21 protein-coding genes are annotated in these 25515 nt (G+C 30.0%); 4 read left to right on the forward strand and 17 right to left on the reverse strand.

Annotated elements, in window-relative coordinates:
• Positions 1-90 precede the first annotated feature (90 nt).
• The gene (locus ACTG46_RS16050) at positions 91-1452 is read right to left on the reverse strand and encodes an MATE family efflux transporter (RefSeq protein WP_054271476.1); all 1362 of its coding nucleotides are present in this window, start codon (positions 1450-1452) and stop codon (positions 91-93) included.
• A 301-nt stretch (positions 1453-1753) separates the two neighbouring features.
• On the opposite strand from ACTG46_RS16050, the gene ACTG46_RS16055 reads away from it, so the two are divergent.
• From ACTG46_RS16055 to ACTG46_RS16070, 4 genes are all read left to right on the forward strand, one after another.
• Positions 1754-2731 (forward strand): homocysteine S-methyltransferase family protein, encoded by a 978-nt coding sequence (locus ACTG46_RS16055; RefSeq protein ID WP_479923193.1) that lies wholly within the window; start codon positions 1754-1756, stop codon positions 2729-2731.
• 591 nt (positions 2732-3322) lie between these two features.
• Positions 3323-4432: an IS200/IS605 family element RNA-guided endonuclease TnpB gene (gene tnpB, locus ACTG46_RS16060; RefSeq protein ID WP_479923194.1), complete on the forward strand. Its 1110-nt coding sequence runs from the start codon at positions 3323-3325 to the stop codon at positions 4430-4432.
• Positions 4433-4576: 144 nt separating this feature from the next.
• Positions 4577-5347 (forward strand): methylenetetrahydrofolate reductase, encoded by a 771-nt coding sequence (locus ACTG46_RS16065; RefSeq protein ID WP_407964350.1) that lies wholly within the window; start codon positions 4577-4579, stop codon positions 5345-5347.
• Positions 5348-5553: 206 nt separating this feature from the next.
• Positions 5554-6705, forward strand: coding sequence for a GGDEF domain-containing protein (locus tag ACTG46_RS16070; protein ID WP_074179827.1), 1152 nt, complete (start codon positions 5554-5556; stop codon positions 6703-6705).
• An 80-nt stretch (positions 6706-6785) separates the two neighbouring features.
• On the opposite strand, the gene ACTG46_RS16075 is transcribed toward ACTG46_RS16070, so the two are convergent.
• The 16 genes from ACTG46_RS16075 to ACTG46_RS16150 all read right to left on the reverse strand — a co-directional run bounded on the left by ACTG46_RS16075 (position 6786) and on the right by ACTG46_RS16150 (position 25382).
• The gene (locus ACTG46_RS16075) at positions 6786-8504 is read right to left on the reverse strand and encodes a putative 2-aminoethylphosphonate ABC transporter permease subunit (protein ID WP_167640742.1); all 1719 of its coding nucleotides are present in this window, start codon (positions 8502-8504) and stop codon (positions 6786-6788) included.
• A 4-nt stretch (positions 8505-8508) separates the two neighbouring features.
• Positions 8509-9498, reverse strand: coding sequence for an ABC transporter ATP-binding protein (locus ACTG46_RS16080; protein ID WP_479923195.1), 990 nt, complete (start codon positions 9496-9498; stop codon positions 8509-8511).
• A gap of 84 nt (positions 9499-9582) precedes the next feature.
• The gene (locus ACTG46_RS16085) at positions 9583-10632 is read right to left on the reverse strand and encodes a putative 2-aminoethylphosphonate ABC transporter substrate-binding protein (protein ID WP_479923196.1); all 1050 of its coding nucleotides are present in this window, start codon (positions 10630-10632) and stop codon (positions 9583-9585) included.
• 287 nt (positions 10633-10919) lie between these two features.
• Positions 10920-11588, reverse strand: a complete 669-nt coding sequence (locus ACTG46_RS16090) for a V-type ATP synthase subunit D (RefSeq protein WP_479923197.1) — start codon at positions 11586-11588, stop codon at positions 10920-10922.
• A gap of 5 nt (positions 11589-11593) precedes the next feature.
• Positions 11594-12967, reverse strand: coding sequence for a V-type ATP synthase subunit B (locus ACTG46_RS16095; RefSeq protein ID WP_054271483.1), 1374 nt, complete (start codon positions 12965-12967; stop codon positions 11594-11596).
• Positions 12964-14742: a V-type ATP synthase subunit A gene (locus ACTG46_RS16100; protein ID WP_074179830.1), complete on the reverse strand. Its 1779-nt coding sequence runs from the start codon at positions 14740-14742 to the stop codon at positions 12964-12966. Before ACTG46_RS16100 ends, ACTG46_RS16095 begins: the two co-directional genes overlap by 4 nt.
• Positions 14743-14858: 116 nt before the next feature.
• Entirely contained in the window at positions 14859-15176 is a 318-nt protein-coding gene (locus ACTG46_RS16105) for a V-type ATP synthase subunit F (RefSeq protein WP_009893746.1), read from the reverse strand.
• The gene (locus tag ACTG46_RS16110) at positions 15169-16146 is read right to left on the reverse strand and encodes a V-type ATP synthase subunit C (protein WP_054271485.1); all 978 of its coding nucleotides are present in this window, start codon (positions 16144-16146) and stop codon (positions 15169-15171) included. Before ACTG46_RS16110 ends, ACTG46_RS16105 begins: the two co-directional genes overlap by 8 nt.
• Before the next feature lie 14 nt (positions 16147-16160).
• A complete protein-coding gene (locus ACTG46_RS16115) occupies positions 16161-16724 on the reverse strand; it encodes a V-type ATP synthase subunit E (protein ID WP_054271486.1) in 564 nt (187 codons plus the stop codon).
• A 51-nt stretch (positions 16725-16775) separates the two neighbouring features.
• On the reverse strand, positions 16776-17267 hold the full coding sequence (locus ACTG46_RS16120) for a V-type ATP synthase subunit K (protein WP_003422657.1): 492 nt from the start codon (positions 17265-17267) through the stop codon (positions 16776-16778).
• 2 nt (positions 17268-17269) lie between these two features.
• Entirely contained in the window at positions 17270-19195 is a 1926-nt protein-coding gene (locus tag ACTG46_RS16125) for a V-type ATP synthase subunit I (RefSeq protein ID WP_074179831.1), read from the reverse strand.
• A 1-nt stretch (position 19196) separates the two neighbouring features.
• Positions 19197-19508, reverse strand: a complete 312-nt coding sequence (locus tag ACTG46_RS16130) for a hypothetical protein (protein ID WP_074179832.1) — start codon at positions 19506-19508, stop codon at positions 19197-19199.
• Positions 19509-20137: 629 nt separating this feature from the next.
• Positions 20138-20413: a hypothetical protein gene (locus ACTG46_RS16135; RefSeq protein WP_074179833.1), complete on the reverse strand. Its 276-nt coding sequence runs from the start codon at positions 20411-20413 to the stop codon at positions 20138-20140.
• 95 nt (positions 20414-20508) lie between these two features.
• On the reverse strand, positions 20509-21918 hold the full coding sequence (locus tag ACTG46_RS16140) for a L,D-transpeptidase family protein (protein ID WP_479923198.1): 1410 nt from the start codon (positions 21916-21918) through the stop codon (positions 20509-20511).
• Positions 21919-22243: 325 nt separating this feature from the next.
• Positions 22244-22906 (reverse strand): B3/B4 domain-containing protein, encoded by a 663-nt coding sequence (locus ACTG46_RS16145; protein ID WP_219672855.1) that lies wholly within the window; start codon positions 22904-22906, stop codon positions 22244-22246.
• Between the two features lie 250 nt (positions 22907-23156).
• A complete protein-coding gene (locus tag ACTG46_RS16150) occupies positions 23157-25382 on the reverse strand; it encodes a bifunctional diguanylate cyclase/phosphodiesterase (protein ID WP_479923199.1) in 2226 nt (741 codons plus the stop codon).
• Positions 25383-25515: the final 133 nt, after the last annotated feature.

The following is a 25515-nucleotide window of genomic DNA, read 5'->3' on the forward strand; positions in this document are numbered from 1 at the left end:
TTCACTCCTTATTAGTTAAATCTTTTACATAATAAGATAATTTTATATACAAACAAAGAAAATGTCTATACATTTAAGATAATTTTAATTTTATTCAGACATCTTATACAACTTTCCAACTTTAAGTAAATATATAAATAAACTTATCATTAGTGTCCCTTTTAAGATACTTGATAAAGTTATACTCCACCATACACCATCTAAACCTAATATTTCTGGTCTGGATATAAGGTAAGCTAATGGTACTCTTGCACCAGTCAATATAGTAACTATAGTAGAAGGTATATAGGTTCTCCCTAATCCTTTGAAAGCTCCCGTTGTAATTATCTCTAAGCACATAAAAAACTGAGAATATCCTAGGATTTTAAGATAAGTTGCCCCTTTTTCTATAGCTTCACTTTCATCTATAAAAACAGAAAATATACTCTCTCCTGCAAATACTAGTACTAAAGTAGTTATTATTCCAAGTATAGAAGACACAATTATACCTATTTTACAACCCTTGTTTATTCTAGAGTACTTTTTAGCACCATAGTTTTGTCCAACGAAACTTCCTAATGCAACTGCTAATCCTTCAGCAGTCATCCACGATATTGCTTCTATCTGTGAGCCCACTTTTTGAACAGCAACAGCAACAGGTCCCCATGATGCTACGATTACTCCTAGCAACATTGAAAATACTGTGAACATTCCATTCTGTATCGCTACGGGAAAACCTAATTTATACAACACTTTATAATATCTAAGTTCTATTTTTCTAAATATTTTTATTCTAAAATATTCTTCTTTACTCTTAAGAACTATATATAAAAAACACATTGTAACTACTATCTGTGCAAATACAGTTGCTATAGCAGCTCCTGCTACACCAAGTCTTGGAGCAGGACCCCATCCAAAAATTAATATAGGGTCAAGTATAATATTAGTTATTAATCCTACTGTATTAATGCAAAAAGGAGTTTTGCTATTTCCAAGACCATTGAAAATTGCAGTAAACACTGGGTTTATAAAATAAAATACCATACCTAAGGCTACTATTATCAAATATTGTCTAGACATAGTAATAACTTCTAAATCTCCCAATTTAAAAAAACCTATCAGCTGTTTATTAAGCACTATTAAAGATATTGTATATATTATTGCTAACATAATATTTATTTCTATTGCTGATTTTATATATGATTTGGTGGCACTTATATTGTTTTCTCCTATACTTTGTGCTACTTTTACTTCTCCACCCACCTTAGAAATCATAATAAATGCCATTGCAAGCCATGGAAAAAATCCAGCCGTTCCAACCGCTGCTACTGCCTTACTTCCAGCTTTACCAACCCATATCATATCTATCATGTTGTATCCCATTTGTATAAATGAAGTCCCCATTATTGGAAGTGATAGTTTAAGTAATTTTTCTGTAATTCTTCCTTCTGTTAAATCAAGTCTATCTTTCATTTCCCACCTCTTATAGATTATAAAATTTTAAATTTATTTATACAGCTAGATTTATCAACTTATTTAGTTAAACTCTCTATCATAAATATAATTGCTATATACTCATAAGTATAAATATAATTATTTCCTCAATTACTATTATAATTCTTATCTTAACATCAATTAAGTGGATATAGTTCAATAAATAATAAACTTGTAATTAATTAGAATTATTTATTCTATATTTTCCAAAGATTGACAAGCTTTTTTGGGGTTGATATACTAATATTTAAAATATTTTAAATTCTTATGAGGTGAATCAATGAACATAAATGAATATATAAAAGACTCTATCTTAGTTTTTGATGGTGCTATGGGAACATACTATTCTAAACTAAAGAATAACGCTTTCAACTGTGAAATGGCTAATATCAATGATGCATCTACAATTTTATCTATTCATAGAGAATATATAAGAGCTGGGTGTAAAGCTATTAAAACAAATACCTTTGCTGCCAATGAAATACTCCTAGAATGTGATTTTAAAACTGTCAAAGATATTATCAAAAGTGGATATGAAATTGCATTAGAGGCAACAAAAAATACAGATGTATTTGTATTTGCTGACATAGGTCCAATACCTGCTTTAAATGACAGAGATTTACTATCTGACTATAAAAAAATAGTAGATATATTTTTAGAGCTTGGTGCAACAAACTTTATATTTGAAACATTCAGTAATGATGAATATCTACCAGAAATCTCAAGTTATATAAAGAAAAAACAACCAAATTCATTTATATTAACAGAATTTGCAGTTAATCCTGAGGGATTTACTAGACTTGGAAAAAGTGGTGCAAAAATATTTGAATCTATTTCAAAGAATAAAAACATAGACGCATTAGGATTTAATTGTATCTCTGGACCACATCATCTATTGCATTTTATAAAGACAATTGATATTAATGACAGTATAGTTTCCATTATGCCTAACGCAGGCTATCCTACTATCATCAATAACCGTACTTTTTTTGAAGATAATTCAGACTATTTTTCAGAACAAATGTTGGAAATACTAAACCAAGGGGTTCATATATTAGGTGGATGTTGTGGTACAACACCAGAATTTATAAAAAAGACTGTTGATATAATAAATTCTTCATATAGAGGTGAATCTGCTATAGAAAAAGTTATTTCTTCAAAGGAAAAAATCAAACCAATATCAAAAAATAAACTTTTGGAAAAACTTGAAGTAGGTAAAAAAATTATAGCAGTTGAATTAGACCCTCCAATTGATTAAAAAATATCTACGCACACTTGTGACTTTAGTCGTGAGTTAGTAGCTAAAATAGTCAGCATATAGGGAAACTTATATGTAGAGATAGGATAGAACCTATCCAATACTACTTGAATTGCTGGAAACCCCTAAAGCTAACCAAACTAAAACATAAGGATGAAATAAACCTAAGTGTGAAAGTTACGAAAGTAGAAAAAATTGGTTAGATGGTATAAGGTTAAACCCTAAGTACTTTAAAATGGGCAATCAGCAGGTAAGCTCCTAAGTAGGAGAAACTTCAACGACTATTCCTCTTGAGGGAAGTACACTACAAGCTATTGGTAGTGGAAGTGGGTAGACCTTAACGGATAACGCCGAAGGATAAGATATAGTCTGTGCTTACATGAAAGTGTAAGAAGTTCATAAGAGAACTGCATAGGTAGTAGCGAACTTATGTGAACGACAACCTCAAAAATGATAAAAGTTAGGACTTACGGTTCTTACATATGTTATTTAGAAATAAATATAAAAACCTTTAAAATACTTGTTTAAAAAAATTGCACTTGTTAATATTAAGATGGGTGATGAAAAATCATAAAAAACAAGTAAAGTGAGGTGATAGTAGTGGAAAAAGCTTATAAGTTTAGAATGTATCCAAATAAAAAACAGCAAGAGTTAATTAACAAAACTTTTGGATGTTGTAGATTTGTATATAATAAATATCTTGCTAAAAAAATAGAAGTTTATGAAAATGATAAAGAAACTTTTACTTATAAACAGTGCAGTTCTGATTTGACCAATTTAAAAAAAGAATTAGAGTGGCTTAAAGAACCTGATAAATTTTCACTACAAAACACCTTAAAAGATTTAGAAAACGCATATAAAAAATTCTTTAAAGAAAATGCAGGATTTCCTAAATTTAAATCAAAGAAAACTAATAGATTTTCATATAGAACTAACTTTACAAATGGAAATATTATGTACCTTAGTCAATATATAAAATTACCTAAACTTGGTATGGTTAAAGTAAGGGATAAACAAGTACCTCAAGGAAGAATACTTAATGCTACCATATCCAAAGAACCAAGTGGAAAATATTATGTATCATTATGTTGTACTGATATAGATATTGAAGCATTTGAAAATACTAATAATCAGATAGGTTTAGATTTAGGAATTAAAGAATTTTGTATCTCAAGTTGTGGACAATTTATAGAAAATCCTAAGTATCTTCAGAAGTCATTAAACAAACTTGCTAAATTACAAAGAGAACTATCGAGAAAAACAATTGGTAGTTTAAATAGAAATAAAGCAAGATTAAAAGTTGCAAGACTTCAAGAGCATATAGCTAATCAAAGGAAGGATTTTCTACAAAAACTATCTACTAAATTAATACGAGAGAATGATATTATTTGTATAGAGGATTTACAAGTAAAGAATATGACTAGAAATAGTAAACTATCTCGCCTAATTTCTGATGTGTCATGGTCAGAATTTATTCGTCAATTAGAATATAAGGCTAATTGGTATGGTAGACAAATTGTAAAGGTAGGTAAATTCTTTGCAAGTTCACAAATATGCAATAAATGTGGGTATAAAAACGAGGAAATGAAGAATTTAAGTATAAGAGAATGGATTTGTCCTTGTTGTAATGTAACTCATGATAGAGATATAAATGCAAGTATAAATATACTAAAAGAAGGACTAAGACTAATAAGAGTTTAAAATAGATAACATATGTAAGAACCGTAGGAACTACGGGGATAGCCTGTGGAGAATTGGTAAGACATATTTCAGTATGCAAAATTCTATGAAGCAGGAACCCTGTGACTTTAGTCATGGGAGGTTCAGACAGATATTGAATTTTTTATGAGTAGTGCCAAAAAATTAAAAGACCACGGAGTCGATGCAATTACAATTGCAGATTGTCCAATAGCTAGGGCAAGAGTTGATAGTAGTTTATTAGCCTGCAAAATAAAAAGAGAATTAGATATTACCCCTATACCTCATATGACATGTAGAGATAGGAATATTAATGCAACTAAAGCTCTCCTTTTAGGACTTAATATTGAAAATATAGATAATGTACTTGTAGTAACTGGAGACCCTATACCATCTGCTGAAAGAGATGAAATAAAAGCTATGTTTAGCTTTAATTCCTCAATATTAGCAAACTACATAAAAACATTGAATGAAAATACATTTAATACACCTTTTAATATACTTGGAGCATTAAATATAAATGCAATAAACTTCGATTCTCAACTTAAACATGCTAAGATTAAAATAGAAAATGGAGTTACTATGTTTTTAACTCAACCAGTTTTAACAGAACAAGCTTTAATAAACCTAAAAAAAGCTAAAGAAATACTTCCTGCAAAGATACTTGGAGGAATAATACCTGTTGTAAGCTATAGAAATGCTTGCTTTATGAATAATGAGATTTCAGGGATTACTGTTTCTCAAAATATTATAGACCTGTACAAAGATACATCAAAAGAAGAGTCTACCAAGCTTGCTATTAATATATCTACTCAAATAGCAAAAGAAATTGAACCCTATGTAGATGGTTATTACATTATTACACCTTTTAAAAGAATTGATATAATATGTGATATAATAGCAAATATTTATAAATAAAATATTTATAATATAAGTAATATTAAAATATTTATTAAAATATATTATAATTCTATAAAGCTTTATATTTTAAGGTTATAGGCTTGTTTATTCGTTGTAATTTTTATATAAATTTGGTAATATATAGATATATTATGGTGAAATTTATAGATATATATTAATTATGAGGAGATTGTGGGAAGCTCTTTTCACAAAACAACTAAGCTATGAAAATAAATAAAAAATTTAATAGAGTTGATATGCAGGTTTCAATACTTACTGCAATTATTGTAATAATATCTTCTTCGTGCGTGTATTTTTTTAACTATCAATTGACTTACAATGATATGATATATACTTTGAGTGAAAGGTCTAGACGCATATATGAGTATGCAGAAAAAAATATTGATAAAGATACATTTACTGAAATTAACTCTAAAGAAGACCAATCAAAAAACTCTTATAAAAGTTCTAAGACCTTATTAGAATCTATAAAAAATACCACTGGAGTCATGTATCTATATACTGCTAAAAAAACAAAAGATGGCTCATTAGTGTATGTTGTTGATGGCTTAGATTCATCTAGGAGTGATTTTAGAAACGCTGGTGATTTAATAGAAAAAGAAATTTGGGGTGACCTTAACAAAGCGCTGGATAATAATATATTGCTCCCTAAAAAAATTAAAGCAACATCCTGGGGATACATATTCATATCATACTTTCCTATTCACAATAATGATGGTGAAGTTGTTGGGGTAATAGGAATTGAATTTGAAGCAAACCATCAATACAATACATTTAAATTTATAAGCATAGTTACACCACTTATAGCATTATTAACTTGTCTAATATCAGCATTGGTTGCGGTAGTTCTATTTAAGCGTATATCAAACCCTACATATACTGATTTTGCTAATACAGATTACTTAACAGGTTTAAAAAATAGAAATGCCTTCGAAATAGACATGAATAATTTGAACAATTTAAGTATAAAAAAGCTAATATCTATCATATCAATAGACTTAGATGGCTTAAAAAAAATCAATGATAAATTTGGTCATCAGACAGGAGATTTATACATTAAGCATGCAAGTAAAATTATAAGAGATGTTATAGCTAAAAAACATGTAGTTTATCGTGTTGGTGGAGATGAATACATAGTCATTCTAAAAAATTCATCTCATGAAGAGATAAATACTATTATAAATAATATCAATTTAAAAATAATTGAAGAAAACTCGACTAACGAGTTAAAGTTATCAATGTCTATTGGATATGCTGTTTTTGATGATAAATTAGATGTTTCTTTGTTTGATACATATCATCGTGCAGATTCTCAAATGTACGATAATAAAAGGAAATTTAAAACACGTGATTAACATTAATTCTAAACTTAAAAAGTCTATTCCATAAATAACAAGAATAGACTTTTTTAATTTGTATTTTTTTAAGAATTTATTTAGTTAAGATTTGTCCTTTTTTCCAAACGATTTTTTATGAACTCATGTATTACTTTCACTAATATGTTTGTAATTAGTATTAATACTGCCAATGCTGCAGCCTGTGCAGTGCTACCTTTATCATCCAATTGTACAATTGATATTGCAGCCACTTTTGAACTTGCAGTATATATAAATACTAAAGCTGATATGGTCACCATAGAGTTTAAGAAAAAATACATAAAATTTTCTAAAACTGCTGGCAAACAAAGTGGTATAGTTACATTTTTAAGAATTGATGCACTGTTTATCCCCATCGACTTAGCCACCATATCTAATTCCTTATCTACTTTCTTAATGGCTGTAGTAGCAGTTATAAACGCTACTGAAAAGAAATGTACTACATTACATATAACCATTATAAGTACTGTTCCATATAATCCATTGAATAAGTTCTTAATGTATATTGTATCCATAAAATTAAACTCTAACTTATTAAAAAATAGTACATAAGATATACCTAAAACCAACCCTGGCAATGCCATAGGTAATGTACTTAAAAAATATCCAAATGATTTTAAATACGGAGCTTTTTCTGTTTTTTCATTTAGATATGCAAATAAGAAAACAAAGCTTGTACCAAGAATAGCTGTTAATAGTGACATTTTTATTGAATTTATAAATGGTGCAATTCCATCAATACTATTTTTCATAGAAAAGTGTTCTAGTGTGAGTCTTAAATCATATGGCCAAACAGATATTAAGGATGATAAGATTACAGTTAACATTACAGCTATTATACCAAATGCAATAAATCCTACAATCCCACCAAAAATACTATCTCTTAATTTATTAGATTTAATTTTATATGGAATTGACTTTGAATTTATATACGAATTTTGATTCTTTTCAATTTTTTTAGTTACCATAAATGATATTATTGCAGGTATTAAAAGTAAAATTGATACAGTAGCACCCATTGGCATATTTTGTTGTCCTATAATCTGCTTATACACATCTATTGATAATACATTAAATTCTCCTCCAATTACTTTTGGAGCTCCAAAGTCTGTAAAGCATAATGTAAATGATACAAATGCAGAACTTATCAAAGAGTATTTTATACTAGGAATTGTTATACTTATAAATTCTCTTATTTTACTTATACCCATAGTGTTGCTAGCTTCATATAATCTATAATCCGTTGAACTTAATGATATATAAAGTATTTGAAATGATTGAGGAAATACATATATAATTTGTGCTAATATTATTCCTACTGCTCCATATATTGGAACATGTATTCCAAGTAAATTAGTTACAACCCCTTGATTCCCAAACAAATATACTAAGCCTATTGCGTGCATCATTGTTGGAGCAAACATAGGAAACATTGCTAACGACTTAAAAAATCCCTTAAATTTAATCTTTGTCCTCGTTAGTGCATACGCATATACTAATGCAAGTGTTAATGATATTACAGTTGATATAATAGATACAAATACTGTATTTTTCAGCGAATTCAACAAAGCTTCAGAAGCTAAGTATTCTTGGAAGTTTTGCAATCCAACAAAGACTCCATCTTTATCTAAAAATGCCTGCACAAATAGATATATTATAGGTGCCAGTAAGAATATTACTAAAGACATAACCAATACTGTAAGCATGCACTTTTTTATATCTAGATTCATTTTTGATTTAAGACTTATACCCTTAGAACTCATAGCATTATTATTCATATACTTATGCTCCTTTAACTTTTGGATACTTTAAATAGTATTTTTCATCTATATTTATCTTTACAAGGTCACCTTCTACTAAATTTAAATTAACCCATTCTTTTATAGAAACATCACTTATTATGAAATTTTCATTTAATTTGTCTTTTATTTCTACTCTTAGGAGATTTCCTCTGAACTCTATGTTAGATATTATTCCTTGATAATTTTCTTTTGTTGCTTTCTCTATTTGAACATATTCGGGTCTTACAGTTAATATAGAATCTCCATTATCAAAGCAGTTTGTATCTCCTATAAATTGAGCTGTAAATAGATTTTGAGGATTTTGATATATTTCTTCTGGAGTTCCTATCTGCATTATATCTCCTCTGTTTAAAATAGCGATTTTATCTGCCATTGTTATAGCTTCTTCTTGGTCATGTGTTACCATTATTGTTGTTATATTAAGTTCTTTTTGCAGCCTTTTAATATCCATTCTAAGCTTGTGTCTAACCTTTGCATCTAATGCAGACATTGGCTCATCTAAAAGCAAAAACTTTGGTTCAAGTGCTAATGCTCTCGCTATTGCAATTCTTTGTTGTTGCCCACCTGATAACGCTTTAGGATATTTATGAGCTTCATGAGTTAATCCCACTATTTCAAGAACTTCCTTAACTTTATTATCTATTTTTTCTTTTGAAACTTTTCTTTCTTTAAGCGGAAAGGCTATATTGTTATATGCAGTCATATTTGGAAACAAAGCATATGATTGAAACACTATTCCAAAACCTCTCTTTGACGGTTCTAAATCTGTAATATCTTTATCTTGGAGAATTATAGCTCCACTATTTACTTCTTCAAGACCAGCTATTATTCTAAGTAATGTAGTCTTACCACATCCACTAGGCCCAAGTAAACATAAAAATTCACCTTCTTCAATATCCAAACTAATATTATTTAAAACCCTTTTTTGGTCATAATTTTTAAACACATTATTTATTTTTAAGTAACTCATATCTTATCTCCCCTTATCTAATTATATTTTTATTTTAAATTTTTTTCTTCTAAAATTATCTCTTCTAAACTATTCATTTAAATTTTACTTACTTTCAGATTTTGAACCATACTTTGATTCCCAAGTTTTTAATACCATACCTCTATTTTTTGCAGCAGAGTTTAAATCTACTTCCTTTATTAGCTGTTCAAATGGTTGTTTAGAATAACCCTTTGGAACTGGATTATTTGTCTTTATAGAAGTAACTGCTACTTCGTGTGCATATCTATTCATAGCTGAATCACTCATTGCCCAGTCTAAAAATACCTTTGCTTCTTTTTTTATATTATCTTTTTTAACTAAAGCATTTGCTTCTAAATCCCAACCTGAACCCTCTTTCGGAAATACTACTTCTATAGGTTCACCACTAGATAATTGTTGTGTAGCTCTATATCCAAGTGTAATACCTATTGGATATTCTCCAGAACCAGCTAGTTTAGCAGGCTTTGAGCCTGAGTGTGTATATGTAGCTATATTTTTATGTAATTTGTCCATATAATCGTAAGCATCTTTTTCGCCCATCATTTGAATAAGTCCTGATACTGTAAGATACCCTGTTCCAGATGATGCTGGATTTGGCATTGTTATTAACCCTTTATATTCTGGTTTTATCAAATCTTTATAGCTTTTTGGAACATCAATACCTAATTTTTCAAGCTCTTTATAATTAACTACTATAGCTGTTTCTGGTACACTCATTCCTACCCAGGATACATCTTCTCCAGTATCTTTGAATTTCTTATCAACCTTATCATAATTTTTTGGCTTATACACTTCAAGCGCTCCATCTTCTTTTAACTCTATCATGTTCATTGCTGACAATCCCCATATAACATCAGCTTGTGGATTATCTTTTTCTGCTAATAATTTTGAAGCTATTACTCCATGAGAATCCATAACTATCTCTACATCTATATTTGGATACTCTTCTCTAAAACCTTCCATATAGTAAGCTATTTGTTCTTCCTCTAATGCTGCATATATTGTAAGTTTATTATTTCCTTTTCCTTGAGTAGTTTGTGGTGTTGTTGATATGCAACTTGTCATAAATGTAATTACTACAATACACAGACAAGTAAATATAAATTCTTTCATATCTTCCCCCTTTATGTATTTTATGTGTCTTTATCTTTTTTTAATTGTTTTTTATTGTTTTTGCTTATGTTTATATAATACACCTAATTTGTTAATATAAAGTTAAGTGTAAATTAACAGTTCGTTAATTTTTAGAAATTTTTGTTAAATATGTTATTTTTGATTAATTCTAGTATGCTTTTAAACAATATTTTATTTTTATGGTATCTATATTTTTAATTTGAGCATAAAAAATAAGCCTAACTCCTATAAACTAGAATGTTAGACTTACTTTTATAAGTATTTAATTACACAACCAAATTATTTTTCTTCTTTTCTTCAAGTGCTTTTTTAAGCACCATATCCTTAACCTTCATAAGTCTAGTAGTACTTGCTCTTTCATTTTCCTCAAGCTTCATAGCAATATACTTAATAGTCTCCATGTAATTTGGTATCATTACATTCTCAAGAGCATTAACACGTCTACGTGTCTTTTCTATCTCTTGAGCAAGAAGTTGTGCACTTTTCTCACTTTCTGCAAGTCTTAAAAGTGGCTCCATAGCAGCTGAGAATGCTTCCATAGCAGAATCTAATTCACCTGATGTAAAGGCAAGTCCATAAGGATAAATATCACTTTGATTGTTTTCAGTTTTAAAGTCAAACACAGGAACATCGACACTCATTATATTTTTCGTAGAGACATCTACTGAAACAGATTGCTTTGGCATCATAAGTGCTGAACCTAGATACTCCTGACTCATAACTGCTCTTGCAATTATAAAATTTTTATAAGCACCATCAAGAGCATTTTCTGCTTCTTCACGTAATTGCTTATTTTCTCTTACAATATCAAGAAATTGTTTCATAAGTTCATCAAGCTTATCTTTAAGAAGCTTATGACCTCTTGTAGCAGTTTTAAGGAGTTTCTTAAGTCTAGTCATTTCCATACGTGTTGGATTTACATTTAATCTAGCCACAGATATCACTCCTTAGGCATATATTTTTCAAAATATTCATCACGAATACGTTTAAGTTCACTCTTTGGTAACATACTAAGAAGCTTCCATCCAATTTCTAATGTTTGCTCAATAGTTCTGTCAGTTCTAAATCCTTGTGAAACATATTCTTTCTCAAATTCATCTGCAAACTTTGCATACATTAAATCAATCTCAGAAAGTGCAGATTCACCAAGTATTGCCATAAGTTCTTTTGCATCTTTACCTCTTGAATAAGCGGCAAAAAGTTGGTTCATTGTATCTGCATGGTCCTCACGAGTTTTACCTTTACCAATCCCCTTATCTTTTAGACGAGAAAGTGATGGTAAAACATCTATAGGAGGCTGTATATCTTTTTTATAAAGTTCACGGCTAAGTATAATCTGTCCTTCTGTAATGTATCCTGTAAGGTCAGGAATTGGATGTGTTTTATCCTCCTCAGGCATTGTAAGTATAGGAATCATAGTTATAGAACCTTCATGGCCTTTCATTTTTCCTGCTCTTTCATACATTGTAGCAAGGTCAGTATAAAGATAACCTGGATATCCACGACGTCCTGGTACTTCTTTTTTAGCTGCTGAAACTTCACGTAATGCTTCTGCGTAGTTTGTAATATCTGTTATTATAACAAGTACATGCATGCCCTGGTCAAAAGCAAGATATTCAGCTGCTGTAAGTGCCATTCTAGGTGTAGATACACGCTCTACAGCTGGGTCATTTGCAAGGTTTACAAATACTACAGAACGGTCAATAGCACCAGTTGCTTTAAAGTCACTTATAAAGAAATCTGCATCTTCAAAAGTTATACCAACTGCAGCAAACACAACGGCGAACTTAGAATCAGTTCCACGTACTTTTGCCTGTCTTGCAATTTGAACAGCAAGGTTAGCATGTGGCAAACCTGCTGCTGAGAATATAGGAAGCTTTTGCCCCCTAACCAGTGTATTAAGTCCATCTATCGCAGATACACCAGTCTGTATAAATTCTGCTGGATAATCACGTGCTGCTGGATTTATTGGAGCTCCATTTATATCAAGTCTTTTATCTGGTATAATTTCTGGGCCTCCATCAATAGGTTTACCCATTCCACTAAAGACACGACCTAATATATCTGGTGAAACTCCAAAATCAAGACTCTTTCCTAAAAAACGAACTTTACTTTCAGCAAGGTTTATACCTGTTGAACTTTCAAAAAGCTGAACAAGTGCAGTATCTTCATTTACCTCTAGAACTTTACAGCGACGAATCTCTCCATTTGAAAGCTCAATCTCTCCAAGTTCATCAAATTTTACACCTTCTACACCGTTTATTAGCATAAGAGGACCGGCCACCTCTTGTATTGACTTATATTCCTTTATCATAGTTCTTCAGCCCCCCTCTTTTTAATAAGGTCTGCAAGCTCATTGTCTATTTCCTCTTCAATTGAATCGTAAGTAGCATCTATACTGTCTTCTTCTACATACTTAGCACGACCAATCTTTTCAAGAACTGAAAGCTTGATAATATCATTTATAGTAACATTTTGCTTGATGGCATCTTGTGCTGACTTATAGAATTTTAATATAAGTCCCATCATTCTATATTGTTTATGAAGTGATGTGTAAGTATCAACTTCGTGGAAAGAGTTTTGATGAAGGAAGTCTTCTCTTATAGAACGAGTAACTTCTAATATCAATCTATCTCCATCTGAAAGTGAATCCACACCAACTAATTGAACTATTTCTTGAAGTTCAGATTCAACTTGTAAAAGTTTCATAGCTTGAGCTCTTTGAGCTGAGAAATTATCATTTACATTTTTATCTGTCCATACATCAACTTTTTCCTGATAGAGTGAATAACTTGTTAACCAGTTGATTGCTGGGAAATGACGCTTATATGCCAAAGAAGCATCAAGCCCCCAGAATACTTTTACTATACGAAGTGTTGCTTGGCTGACAGGTTCTGATGTATCTCCACCAGGAGGAGAAACTGCACCAATTGCTGTAAGTGTCCCTTCTCTATCATCCATACCTAGACAATTTACCTTTCCTGCTCTCTCATAGAATTGAGCAAGACGTGAACCTAAGTATGCAGGATAACCTTCTTCACCAGGCATCTCCTCTAGACGACCACTCATCTCTCTAAGAGCCTCAGCCCATCTTGATGTGGAGTCTGCCATAAGTGCAACACTATATCCCATATCTCTAAAGTATTCAGCTATTGTAATACCAGTGTATATAGAAGCTTCACGTGCGGCAACTGGCATGTCTGATGTATTTGCTATAAGCACAGTTCTTTGCATAAGTGACTCGCCTGTTCTTGGGTCTTTTAATTCAGGGAACTCAAGAAGAACATCTGTCATTTCATTTCCACGTTCACCACAACCTATATATACAACTATATCTGCATCTGCCCATTTAGCAAGCTGATGTTGTGTAACAGTTTTTCCACTTCCAAAAGGACCTGGTATAGCTGCTACCCCACCTTTTGTGATTGGGAAAAATGTATCTATAACTCTTTGACCTGTAACAAGAAGTGAATCTGGTGTTTTCTTTTCTCTATATGGTCTTTCTTTTCTAACTGGCCATTTTTGCATCATAGTTACAGCTATATCGTTACCTTTTTCATCTGTAATAACACAAACTGTATCTTCAACAGTAAATTCTCCAGAATATATTTCTTTTATAGTACCATTAACTCCATAAGGAACCATAATTTTACATTCCACTACAGCTGTTTCTTGAACTCCACCAATTATATCACCAGATACAACTTTATCGCCTACAGCTTTTTTAGGTTTAAATTCCCACTTAACTTCTCTATCAAGTGAAGATACCTCAACACCTTTAGTTATATTAGTACCTGAAATATCATACATTTTTTCAAGTGGACGTTGAATACCATCATAAATAGTTGAAATAAGACCTGGTCCAAGCTCAACACTCATAGGCATTCCAAGAGAAACAACTTCCTCCCCTGGTCCTAGACCAGAAGTCTCCTCATAAACCTGTATAGAAGCTTTATCTCCATGCATTTCTATAATCTCGCCTATAAGATGTTTATCTGAAACTCTTACGACGTCAAACATATTCGCATCTCTCATGCCCTCCGCTACAACAAGCGGTCCTGACACCTTTACAATTGTGCCTGTTTTCATATTCTCTCACCTGCAATCATATACTTTATCAAAATTTAAATACTCCCTCCTATATTTTATCAATACATACTTTTAGCACTAATAAAATTTGAGATTGTCTTTTATTCAACTTCCATTTATTCTTTAAATAATATATCTGCACCTATGGCACGTTTACTAGATTCTCTTACTTCATTCATACCTAATCCCATACTTCCTCCAATACCTGGAATAACTATAATAGCAGGAAGTTGGTAGTCCTTGTATTTTGCTATTGATTCTTTTGCAAGCAATGATGCCTGTTCTGTAATATAAATTATCGCATACTCATCTTCAACCAACTTATGTATACTTTTTTTAATTTCGTCACTATCATAGGCTGGGAAGATATCTATTCCAAGAGCTAAAAATCCCATGATGCTATCTTTATCTCCAACTACTCCTACCTTATACATAAGCATCCCTTAGCCTTTCTTTTATAGTATCTGCGTCTATATTATTAAGCTTACTAGTCAAAATAATTCTTATTGTTTTTATCTCTGATTCTTTAGCATATAAATAAGCAATTAATGGCTCTAATGTAAGAGGTTTAAATTTTGCTTCTCTAACATATTCCATAAGATAGTCATCACAGAGTTTTTCAAATACAGTGAATCCATTACTCATACCATTTTTACAGATATCAGAGTAAGAAGTAGACTTAAAACATGATGCTGGAGTGTCTGAAGAAAAAGCTTCTAAGAATTTTTCCTTATCAAGTGAGCCACCTGAAACAAACACATTCATAAACATGTGAAAATCTTTCTTCATATTTTTAACTCTTATAAAACTTTTTAGATTTGTTAAATCACAAACTTTCATAACATAATCTATTACAAATTTGTTTTGACTTTCTTTAGCAGTCTCTTTCATACTAGAAAAAGTCGCTTTATCTAAAGCAATATCGACCATCTGACCATTTTGTGTCTTACTATAAACATCAAATGCCTCTACTATGGCTGCTGCCATTATATTAGGTAAATCACTAAAATTACGATTTGCTAAAGATTCTCTAAGCTTAATAAGAGGAATTGTACCTCCATCAATCAAATATTTTTCACCATCTACACCAGAAATTTCTTCTTTAATCAGCACTTTTAAGTTGTGATAGTCATTTTTATAAAGAAATACATCAACAAATTTTTCTTCAGGAGCTAGACCTTTAAGAATTTCATATGTCTTTGATAATTCTTGAGTCAAAATATTCTCAAAATTATGGATATTATTATTCGATGTATCCACATAACCTGCTTCAGCTATAATTCTTAAAGAATCTTCAGGGCTTTTGGCTTCTGCCATTTGAATAAACATTTGTCTGTTAAGAAGCTGTTTTTCAAGCACTCTTATTCGTGCCACGGCATAGGGATAAGTTTTTTCTTCTGCCATTTTTTAACCCCTCCTTAATTAAACAAAATTTCTGCTGCAATTTGCTCAATATCTTCATGTTCTACTGCAATTATGGCTTCAAATGAATAATTATACTCAATGTCGCCTTTTTTAACTATAAAGCCTCCAGTAATATCTCTGATTTCATCAGATACTTTAATGCCTTTTTTTGATAACACATCTTTCAATGCTTTTTTATCTTTTTTAGATAATACTATCTGTGAATCTTCTGTGCAGTTTGATTTTTCAATCATATTTAATATAATCTCTTCATATTCACTATCTTTAAGATTTAAAAGTTTATTTTTAGCTTCTAAAATTACTTCTTCTAAAATCTCTTGTTTTTTTGATAATATTTGTTTCTTAGCCTCCATATAAGCTCCTGATATTTCCTTAGAAGCTGCTTTTTCTGCTTCTGCCTCTGCAAGCTTTGTATAGGAAGCCATTTCCTTTTCAGCTTTTTCAGTAGCTGAATTTATTTTTGAATCTGCCTCACTCTTAGCTTTATCCAATATTTCTTGTGCTTCTTGTTTGGCATCAGCTATAATTCTGTCAATCATTTTTTGTTCATTACCCATAGGAGTGCTTCCTCCTTTTCATTTTTTTTACTTATGAATTATAATCTATAATTAACCAATTGCAATTCCATTGTAAGCTAAGAAAGAAACAAGTAGTCCTAAAAGAGCATATGTTTCAACTATCGCTGCAAATGTTATAGCCTTACCAAGTTCCTCAGGTCTTTTAGCAACTATTCCAACCCCTGCTGCTGCTGCCTTACCTTGTGCAATACCTGACACTAAACCAACTAAACCAATTGGAAGTCCTGCCATAAGAAGTTGTAAACCTTGAGCTGATGTTGGTATTGCATCTCCCCCAATAATCCCTGCTTTTGATAAAATAAGGAAAGCTATGATAAATCCATATAGACCTTGTGTACCAGGAAGAAGTTGTAAAACTAGAAGTTGACCAAATTTACTAGGGTCTTCTGTTACAACACCTGCTGCGGCTTGACCTGCTATTGAAGTACCTTTAGCAGAACCCATACCTGCAAATAATGCTGCTATAGCAGCTCCTGATATTGCCAAAAATTGACCATTTCCTAACGCGTTTAAAAATTCCATATTTACATCTCCTTTTTATTAATGCTTGTATATTTTGTTTTATACTTAAACGGAACAAAAGGAACTCCTCCGCCTTCATAAAACTTGTTGAAAAATTCTACATACTGTAACCTACTTGTATGAACATATGCACCTAGTGCATTTATAAGAAGGTTTATTGTGTGTCCTACAACACCAATTACAACTGCAAATATTGGACCAGCTATAGCCCCTAAAAGATTGATAACCTGCCCTATAACTCCTGTTGTTAGACAAAGTGCCATAATTCTTGTATAAGATAATATATCAGCAAAATAACTTGTTATACCATAAAGGCTTGAGAATCCTTTGAAAAGCTTAACAGGAACACCTTTAAAGCTTCTTCCTTGAGTAAGGACAAGACCTAAAGCACCTATAATTGCCAAATATTTTCCTACTTCAGAAAATACACCTATATCGCCTGCAACAAAAGGTATTATAAGTAGACATACCCCTGTTATACATAAATACCAAAAACCTATATCAAAAATTGCATCTATTACCTTGCCATCTCTTATTAATGTATATGCTTTAATTCCCAAACCTACATATATATGGATAATACCGAACAGTAATGACATTCCCATAAGTACCATAACATCCTCTAAAGGATTGATTAGAGCTTTTATAGGAATTAAATCCCCCAAAATACCCCCGAATATAAGACCCCATATAGTAGTTGAAACTCCACAAATACCAATAAGTTTAATTAAATTTCCTTCACCTTTTTGCATTTTTGATTTGTATACAATAAATCCACATGCTAGTGCAATTATCATCCCATATGCAGCATCACTTAGCATCATTCCAAAGAATACAACATAAAAGAAAGTCATAATTGTATTTGGGTCAATATCTTTTGTGCTTGGACAGCTGTACATATTTGTTACACTTTCAAAAGGTGTTACAACTTTATTGTTTTCAAGCAGAATTGGGAAACCTTCTTCTTTATCTCCTTCCTCTGTTTGAACACAACAGTCAAACTTTTCTGTAATTTCTTTAATTAGCTCATCTGCTCTTTTGCTTGGTAGCCAACCGTTAAGGCAGAACGTTGTTTTTGTTTTGACAAGCCTCTCTATAATCTTTTTTTGGTCTCTTTCTATAGTGTAAAAATCATATAGATTTTCAAGCATGTGCATATTATCTGCATGGCTTTTAATTTCTTCTGTCTTATTCTTAGAAACGTTTTCCTGTCTAATTATCATTTCATTATATTTCTTAATAGCTTGTGATGGTGTACCTTCTTCATTTGGCAATGCAACTACTGAAAAATTAAATTCTTTTAGAACCTCTAAAGAATTATCAAAAGTTTCTTTCAAAGTAATTAAATAAACATAGTTCATTAACTTGTCGGAATTAATAATTCCAAGAACACTTTCTGGTATTTCATCTTCTAATTTTACTCTTAAGGCATCAACATTTGCACTTGTAGGTACAGTCCCAAGTATAGTTTTTGTATACTTAGTTTCCATATTTTCAAGAGGAATATCAAAATTCACCCATGGTTCTAACATATTTTTATTGTTATTCAATAGATTTATGTTAGCCCTTATTGTACCTATCTCCTTATGTAGAGTGTTTAACTCCAAAGCTTCAGCGTAAATTTGTTCTTCTTTTTCGCTATTAATTCTGTCAAACTCTCTTTTTGGTACAAACATGGCTTTCTTTTGTTTCACTAGTGAAGAAACAATGTTAATCGCTTGATTTACATGAGACATCTTTTGTTCTAACATTATAACTTCTGATTCTTCACTATCTTTTACAAGATAATTTTTTAACTCCTCCTCCTCAGTAAGAAAGGCACTATCATCAATCTGAACAAACCCACGGTTCATAAGTAGCTTTAAAATCTGGCTTTTTTGAGCTTCTAAGCCAACAATAGATATTTTGTTCATATTAACTATTGCCATATTATCTCACTACCTTTCCAATAACCGCTTCAATCGCCTTACTTTTTCTTTCTTTAGCAGTTTTTTCAATTTTCAGACATTCACTTTTAGCATCAGCTAAGATTTTATCAACCTCCACCTTACTGTCGGTGACTGCCTTCTCAATAAGAGTTTCTTCCATAAGCTTTGCTTGCTTTTTTACATCAGCAAAGATGCTTTCACATTTGTTTACAGCATCAGCTCTGATAGACTCTGCATCAGTAACAGCTTTTACTTTGATACTGTCTGCTGTCTGCTCTGCCTCAACAATGCTTTTTATTATTTCAAAAGCCATCCAAATCACCTCTCTTACCTTTTTACTATGTATATAACCAATTAGATTTTTTTATTCTAATTAGATTACTACCTCATTGTTAAAGTATAAACAGCATTTTTATATAATAATTAATATTTTTTAACGTTTATCTCTTAATAAAACATATTTTAGAGTAGCATTTACTTAGATTTACATCCTTTTTTGACTTACTTTTAGACTATGACATGAGTATGATTTTTTAATACCATTATTTTCAATAATTATAATTTAAAGCGATATGGTTTGTCAATAGCGTTATTCTGTTTTAAAATTAACGTTTTATCGACATTTTTAATTTTTATTTCAATATTTTTCTATATATAATTTTATTTATTACATATAAAATATTTTTATCAGTTTTTTCAACACTTATAGTATTGAAACTAATTGTTTTTTTTGAATTTTTAGAAATATCTCACACTATTTCATCTAAGTTTTATAAATCATTGAGCGATATCGATTTTTGTCACCTTATTTTTAATTTAATTTTTTGTATTTACTTAGATATAAATTAATATTTTCTAAGATTGATAAAATTTACACTTATATTTGATATTTTTATTTTAACTAGTTATATTAATTTAAAATCGATAATATATCCAGTTATTTTATATATTCGACAGCATTATAAAAAAATCCTCGTACCAATCACTCCAATCTTCAATAGGATATGCTGCTCCTCCATTTACACTTTTCAATAGATTTGATGTATATTCTTCTCCTATAGAGAAAAGTTCCCCTACTGTTATATCATAACCTCTAGATGTAACAACTTTGCAAAATGAATCCATAACATCACGTTGTTCTCTTGTTTTTATAAGTTCTATTTTGAACTTTTCATCTTTCCTGGCTTCTTCTAAAATCCTAATTAATTTTTCATTCATTATATATTCCTCCTTTTAATAACCCCTATATAAAAATGAAGTCATCTTAAAAAACTAAGATGACTTCACTTAATGCTCATAATCCTATATATTCACTAATATAAAATAATTGGTGTACCTGGCTCTATATTTTCATATATCTTCTTTGCTTTAGAAAAAGGCGTATTTACACATCCATGCGAACCTGAAGATCTATATATACCTCCACCAAAAGAACTTCTCCAAGTAGCATCATGAATTCCTATATTTCCATTGAATGGAAGCCAATAGCTTACAGGTGAACTGTAACCTTGCCCAGTTAATGAAACATTTCTAGCCTTATAATTAAGAGGGTATATACCTGATGGTGTGGCAAATCCTCTACCTAAATCCCCTGTTACAACATCTGTTGATACAAGCATCTCTCCATTTTTAAAGAACCACATATGTTGGTTAGAAAGACTAATCTCTACATATGTATTTCCAATATCATCTTTATTACGAGATACAGCTTTTTGTATGTAAATAGGTTCTCTTGTAACATTTTTACCAGCTTTTACAACATCAACCAATGCTTCAGCTTCTTTGTTTTTGTCTATCAACCAACCATAAATTCCACCTGAAATTGTAATGTCTTTACCTGTTGCAGTTTTAAATGGTCTTGAATCTCCAAAAGTACTATATTTTTTGCTTAGTCCTCTCACATATTCAACCATAGTAGCATTATCAAAGCTTATCTCATAATTCTTTTCTGAATCTACCTTTAACCATTTATTAATCTCAACACCATCTAAAGTTTCCTTACGGTCACTAAAATCATATGTAACAACTACACCAACATACTTATCTAATGTCTTAATAGCTTCTTTCAATTTTTCTGAATCCTTTGTATTGTTTGGTGCTTCATATACCTTATTTTCTTCTAAAGAAATAGAAGTTTCTCCAGAATTAATTGATTTTTGTACTAACTTATAAAAGTCATCTTTTTTTACCTTGTTTCCAAGTACCTCTGGAACTATAGTATAAGCATTTTTAGTACTATCATACTTAGGGTAAGCACTCTTAGGTTCTACAACTTTTTTACTATCAAAGCAAGCTAGAGCATTAAATTTCTTTTCTAGTAAATCTTTATTATATGAAAGAGTTACCATATTATTATACTCTTTAGATTTAAATATCCCAACAATCCATCCAAATGCACTCTGGCTATCTTTTATCTTTTGGACTTTATCATCTGATGTAAACTTTAAATCAATATCTTTTGCTTTTATTTGCTCTTTCTTATTATCTCTTTCCTCTAAATTTAAGGTATAAGAACTAGTACTTGATGCTAATAAATCATTTACTTGCTCAACTGTTTTTCCTGAAGCTTTAACTCCATTAATAGTTGTTCCAAAATAAAAATGACTTCTAAAAAAGATTGCCATTCCTATATAAGCTACAACTAAAACACCCACTACTATACCTATCTTAACCTTTAGATTTTTTTGCCCACTTTCTTGTTTTACCTCTTTTCCATCAATCATAATTAAATCCTTCCTTACATTATAATTACCTATGTACTTTATCGCTTTTTAAACAAAATCATATTTGCCTTATTTTATATACCCAAATTACTGTAGTATTATTTACATTTTTAAATATAGAGTTATTTTCATGATACTATTTTATATTTTAAATAAAGTAGTTATTGTAAATACCTCCTTTCAAAATCCCTTAAATATAGGCTCTGCTATATTAATATATTACCATACTTTTAAGAATCATGGGGGTATCTATCTGTTTTTGTAACTAATAACTACTTATTTTAAAGATTATATTTCAATCTAACATAACGTTGTTATATACATTCTATTTAATTATTTTAGTTTCTATATCTTTTCCACCTGCATATTCTTTAAGTAATTCCTTAGCATAGTCAAAATATTCTTCAATATCAGATTCTTGACTAAAAGAAAATATACAAATCAATATTTCATTTGCATCCTCTGTTATCATTGCTCTCTCAGAGTCACTAGTTGGGCTTCCAAATTTACCTAGTGAATCAGATAATATTGGAAGATTTTCTATATTTATCAATTCTTTTCCAATACCTTTATACTGCTCTCCTTCATCTCCTACAGTAAAGCATACTGGTGAATGTAATTTACTTACATTATATGTACCTACTGGATACAATGATTTTATTGATATTAGATTATTTATTTCAACTATATTATTTATTGTGTAAAGACCTTTTCCTTGAATAATTCTTCTAATTAATGCTTCTGAAGATGTTCTATATCTACTTGGATTTTTACCAAGTTCTTTATAAGCGTTTCTTGCATCTTTAATCTTATCCAATTTTGTAATATCTTCAACTTTTAGACTTTGATTTAAAATATCACAAAATGCGTTTATCTCACTAATCAATTTTTCTGAGCTCTTACTTACTGCTACTTTTGCTTGGATACAGCCTAACTTAGCATTAGGCCATCTTTCCTTAAGTTTTTTATCAATACTTACATCTATCATACTCAAACAACTCCTATACACTAAATTTTTATTAAAGTTTTTATCATCTATACATTATAGTACTATTCCTTTGTTAATGACATGTTTATTAACAAAATAATTTATTTTTAATACAATTTTTGTAAAAGGTTATTATTTTTCCTTTACATACAGTCAATATATGACTAAAAATCAAAAAAACACTAATTATTTAACAAGAATTTATTAAACTCAAGTATTTATAACTAGTGCTTTATATAAAGATTAAATCTTAATTTTTTAGTAAATTTATAAAATTTATACTTGGCATTGGTCTTGCAAAATAAAATCCTTGAACTAAATCACATCCAAATTGCTTCATTAATTCAGCTTGTTCCTTAGTCTCAACACCCTCTATAATTACAATTAAGTCTAGTGATTTAGCTAGAGATACTATAGATTTTGCTATATTACGGCTTCTCTTATCATTTTCAATACCATCAAGAAAAGATCTATCTAATTTAAGTACATCAATTGGCATATCCCTTAAACAGCTGATAGAAGAATAGCCTGTCCCAAAGTCATCCATAGAAATAAAAAATCCATACTTTCTTAACTCATTTAAGACATTCTTTAAAATATTTAATTCATTCATAGCTACAGTTTCTGTTATCTCCAATTCAATTAAATCTGAATTTATATTATACTTTTGTATAGTATCATTGATGAATTTCACTATATCTGGTTGGTATAACTCAACTCTAGATAAATTTACTGAAACTGGAACTATATTTTTACCTTGTTTCTTCCAGTCAGATAAGTCTATGCATACTCTTTCAAACACAAACCTTCCAATTTTTAAAATCAATTGACTTTTCTCTGCTATAGGTATAAATGTTGCTGGGCTTATAAATCCATATTCTGGATGATTCCATCTTATTAGTGCCTCACTTCCTATCATTTCACCATTTACAAGTGAAAACTTAGGTTGATAATATACTTCAAATTGATTTTTTACTAAGGCTGTTTTTATGTCATCTAAAATAATTGATTCTTCACTAAGCTTATTTCTAACATCTTCATTATAAATAGCATAATTTACATTTTTACCTTTGGCAACAGACCTAGCCATATTTGCCTTATTTACAGCTTTTTGAATATCTACTTCTCCTTCTTCTACAAAGTAAATGCCTACACACAGAGAAATTTCAAATACTGTATTTAGATTCCTTTCAATATTATCTCGTATATTGTCAAGTTTTCTTATAACTTTATCTCTTCCTTTTTTATAATCACAGAAAATTGAAAAATAATCACTTGAAAGTCTTGCATATATTTCACCTTCTGTTAGTTCTTCTTTCAAAGCTTTTGCTATTGTAATTAACAGATTATCACCAAATTCATATCCAAAAGTATCATTAATCATCTTAAAATTATTAATGTCAAAATATACTATAACATAATTTAAAGATGGTTTATTTAAAAGATATCCACTACACTCCTTATAAAACTTGTTTTGATTTCCTATATGAGTAATCTTATCTTCATAAGCCAAACTCAATACTTCTTTTTCATTAGAATTTTTTATGTACATTATATAGAAAATAATTGTAATAAATACAAATATAATCAATAACACTGCATATAAAGCTCTGTTAATAATTTGTTCTGAGTTCTTGAATATAACACTTTCTGGAACTGAAAAAATCAAATTCCAATCCTTTATATAGTTATTTTTCTCATCACCATTATCCATAGTGGAATATCCTATATATCTTTTTTCTCCTGATACATCTAAAATTGCCGCACCTGTTTTATTTTCTTGTAACTCTTTTTTTAACTTATTTACTTCTTTGATATCATTGTCCTTTTTTAATAATCTATAAATATTTTTTGATAGTCTATCTTGCTGAGGGTGAAGTATAACTGTCCCATTATTTCTTATAATATAAGATATACTATTATTTTCGTAAAAAGATACATTTATAAGTTTCATTAGAGTATTAACATCATAAGTACAATATAAGACTCCAACCACTTCATCATTATTTAATATTGGCACTGAAATAGTAACTTTTTTTACAGATTTATCTACTTCATCAACATATGGACTTGAAACACATTCTTTGCCTTTAATTGAATTTTTGAAAAATTCTCTATCCTTAACCGAAAACTTATTACCCTTAGTATTTTCTGCATTACCTTTTGTATCAACGATTGCCATCGTATAAAATTTTTGATTTTCCATTTCATCTAAAAGCTTTTTCATTTTTTCTTCGTTAGATATGTCTGGGTTTGAAGTATAATAATTTGAAAAAATATTTAAAACATCTAAATCTTTTTCAATTTGTTTTTGCGCTAATTGAGAACCTTGTGTTGCAACTTCTTTTATATGTACCTCTGCTTCTGATATAAGAAGATTTTTTGTATCTTCTATATATAGATACCCCATTATCAGAAATACTGATGTCAATAAAAGAATTATAATTAATGTAATATTCTTATTCCTTTTTGTCATTTGACTCCTCCCCTAATTAGTCAATACCTTATATAGCTAACATATCTTTTTAATACAAATTTATCATTTATGTTATATACACATATACCCAAATATAATGTCTAAAACCAATTATAATTATTATATAAAACAT

It is taken from the genome of Clostridioides sp. LIBA-7678 (assembly GCF_056716065.1).

Excerpts from the sequence above, each read along its gene's own strand:
- ACTG46_RS16075 (WP_167640742.1), bottom strand. The coding sequence starts at position 8,504 with ATGAATAATAATGCTATGAGTTCTAAGGGTATAAGTCTTAAATCAAAA.
- ACTG46_RS16085 (WP_479923196.1), bottom strand. The coding sequence starts at position 10,632 with ATGAAAGAATTTATATTTACTTGTCTGTGTATTGTAGTAATTACATTT.
- ACTG46_RS16140 (WP_479923198.1), bottom strand. The coding sequence starts at position 21,918 with ATGATTGATGGAAAAGAGGTAAAACAAGAAAGTGGGCAAAAAAATCTA.
- ACTG46_RS16130 (WP_074179832.1), bottom strand. The coding sequence starts at position 19,508 with ATGGCTTTTGAAATAATAAAAAGCATTGTTGAGGCAGAGCAGACAGCA.
- ACTG46_RS16115 (WP_054271486.1), bottom strand. The coding sequence starts at position 16,724 with ATGGGTAATGAACAAAAAATGATTGACAGAATTATAGCTGATGCCAAA.
- ACTG46_RS16050 (WP_054271476.1), bottom strand. The coding sequence starts at position 1,452 with ATGAAAGATAGACTTGATTTAACAGAAGGAAGAATTACAGAAAAATTA.
- ACTG46_RS16105 (WP_009893746.1), bottom strand. The coding sequence starts at position 15,176 with ATGTATAAGGTAGGAGTAGTTGGAGATAAAGATAGCATCATGGGATTT.
- ACTG46_RS16055 (WP_479923193.1), top strand. The coding sequence starts at position 1,754 with ATGAACATAAATGAATATATAAAAGACTCTATCTTAGTTTTTGATGGT.
- ACTG46_RS16150 (WP_479923199.1), bottom strand. The coding sequence starts at position 25,382 with ATGACAAAAAGGAATAAGAATATTACATTAATTATAATTCTTTTATTG.
- ACTG46_RS16135 (WP_074179833.1), bottom strand. The coding sequence starts at position 20,413 with ATGAATGAAAAATTAATTAGGATTTTAGAAGAAGCCAGGAAAGATGAA.
- ACTG46_RS16110 (WP_054271485.1), bottom strand. The coding sequence starts at position 16,146 with ATGGCAGAAGAAAAAACTTATCCCTATGCCGTGGCACGAATAAGAGTG.
- ACTG46_RS16065 (WP_407964350.1), top strand. The coding sequence starts at position 4,577 with ATGAGTAGTGCCAAAAAATTAAAAGACCACGGAGTCGATGCAATTACA.
- ACTG46_RS16100 (WP_074179830.1), bottom strand. The coding sequence starts at position 14,742 with ATGAAAACAGGCACAATTGTAAAGGTGTCAGGACCGCTTGTTGTAGCG.
- ACTG46_RS16070 (WP_074179827.1), top strand. The coding sequence starts at position 5,554 with ATGAAAATAAATAAAAAATTTAATAGAGTTGATATGCAGGTTTCAATA.
- ACTG46_RS16080 (WP_479923195.1), bottom strand. The coding sequence starts at position 9,498 with ATGAGTTACTTAAAAATAAATAATGTGTTTAAAAATTATGACCAAAAA.
- ACTG46_RS16145 (WP_219672855.1), bottom strand. The coding sequence starts at position 22,906 with ATGATAGATGTAAGTATTGATAAAAAACTTAAGGAAAGATGGCCTAAT.
- ACTG46_RS16120 (WP_003422657.1), bottom strand. The coding sequence starts at position 17,267 with ATGGAATTTTTAAACGCGTTAGGAAATGGTCAATTTTTGGCAATATCA.
- ACTG46_RS16125 (WP_074179831.1), bottom strand. The coding sequence starts at position 19,195 with ATGGCAATAGTTAATATGAACAAAATATCTATTGTTGGCTTAGAAGCT.
- ACTG46_RS16095 (WP_054271483.1), bottom strand. The coding sequence starts at position 12,967 with ATGATAAAGGAATATAAGTCAATACAAGAGGTGGCCGGTCCTCTTATG.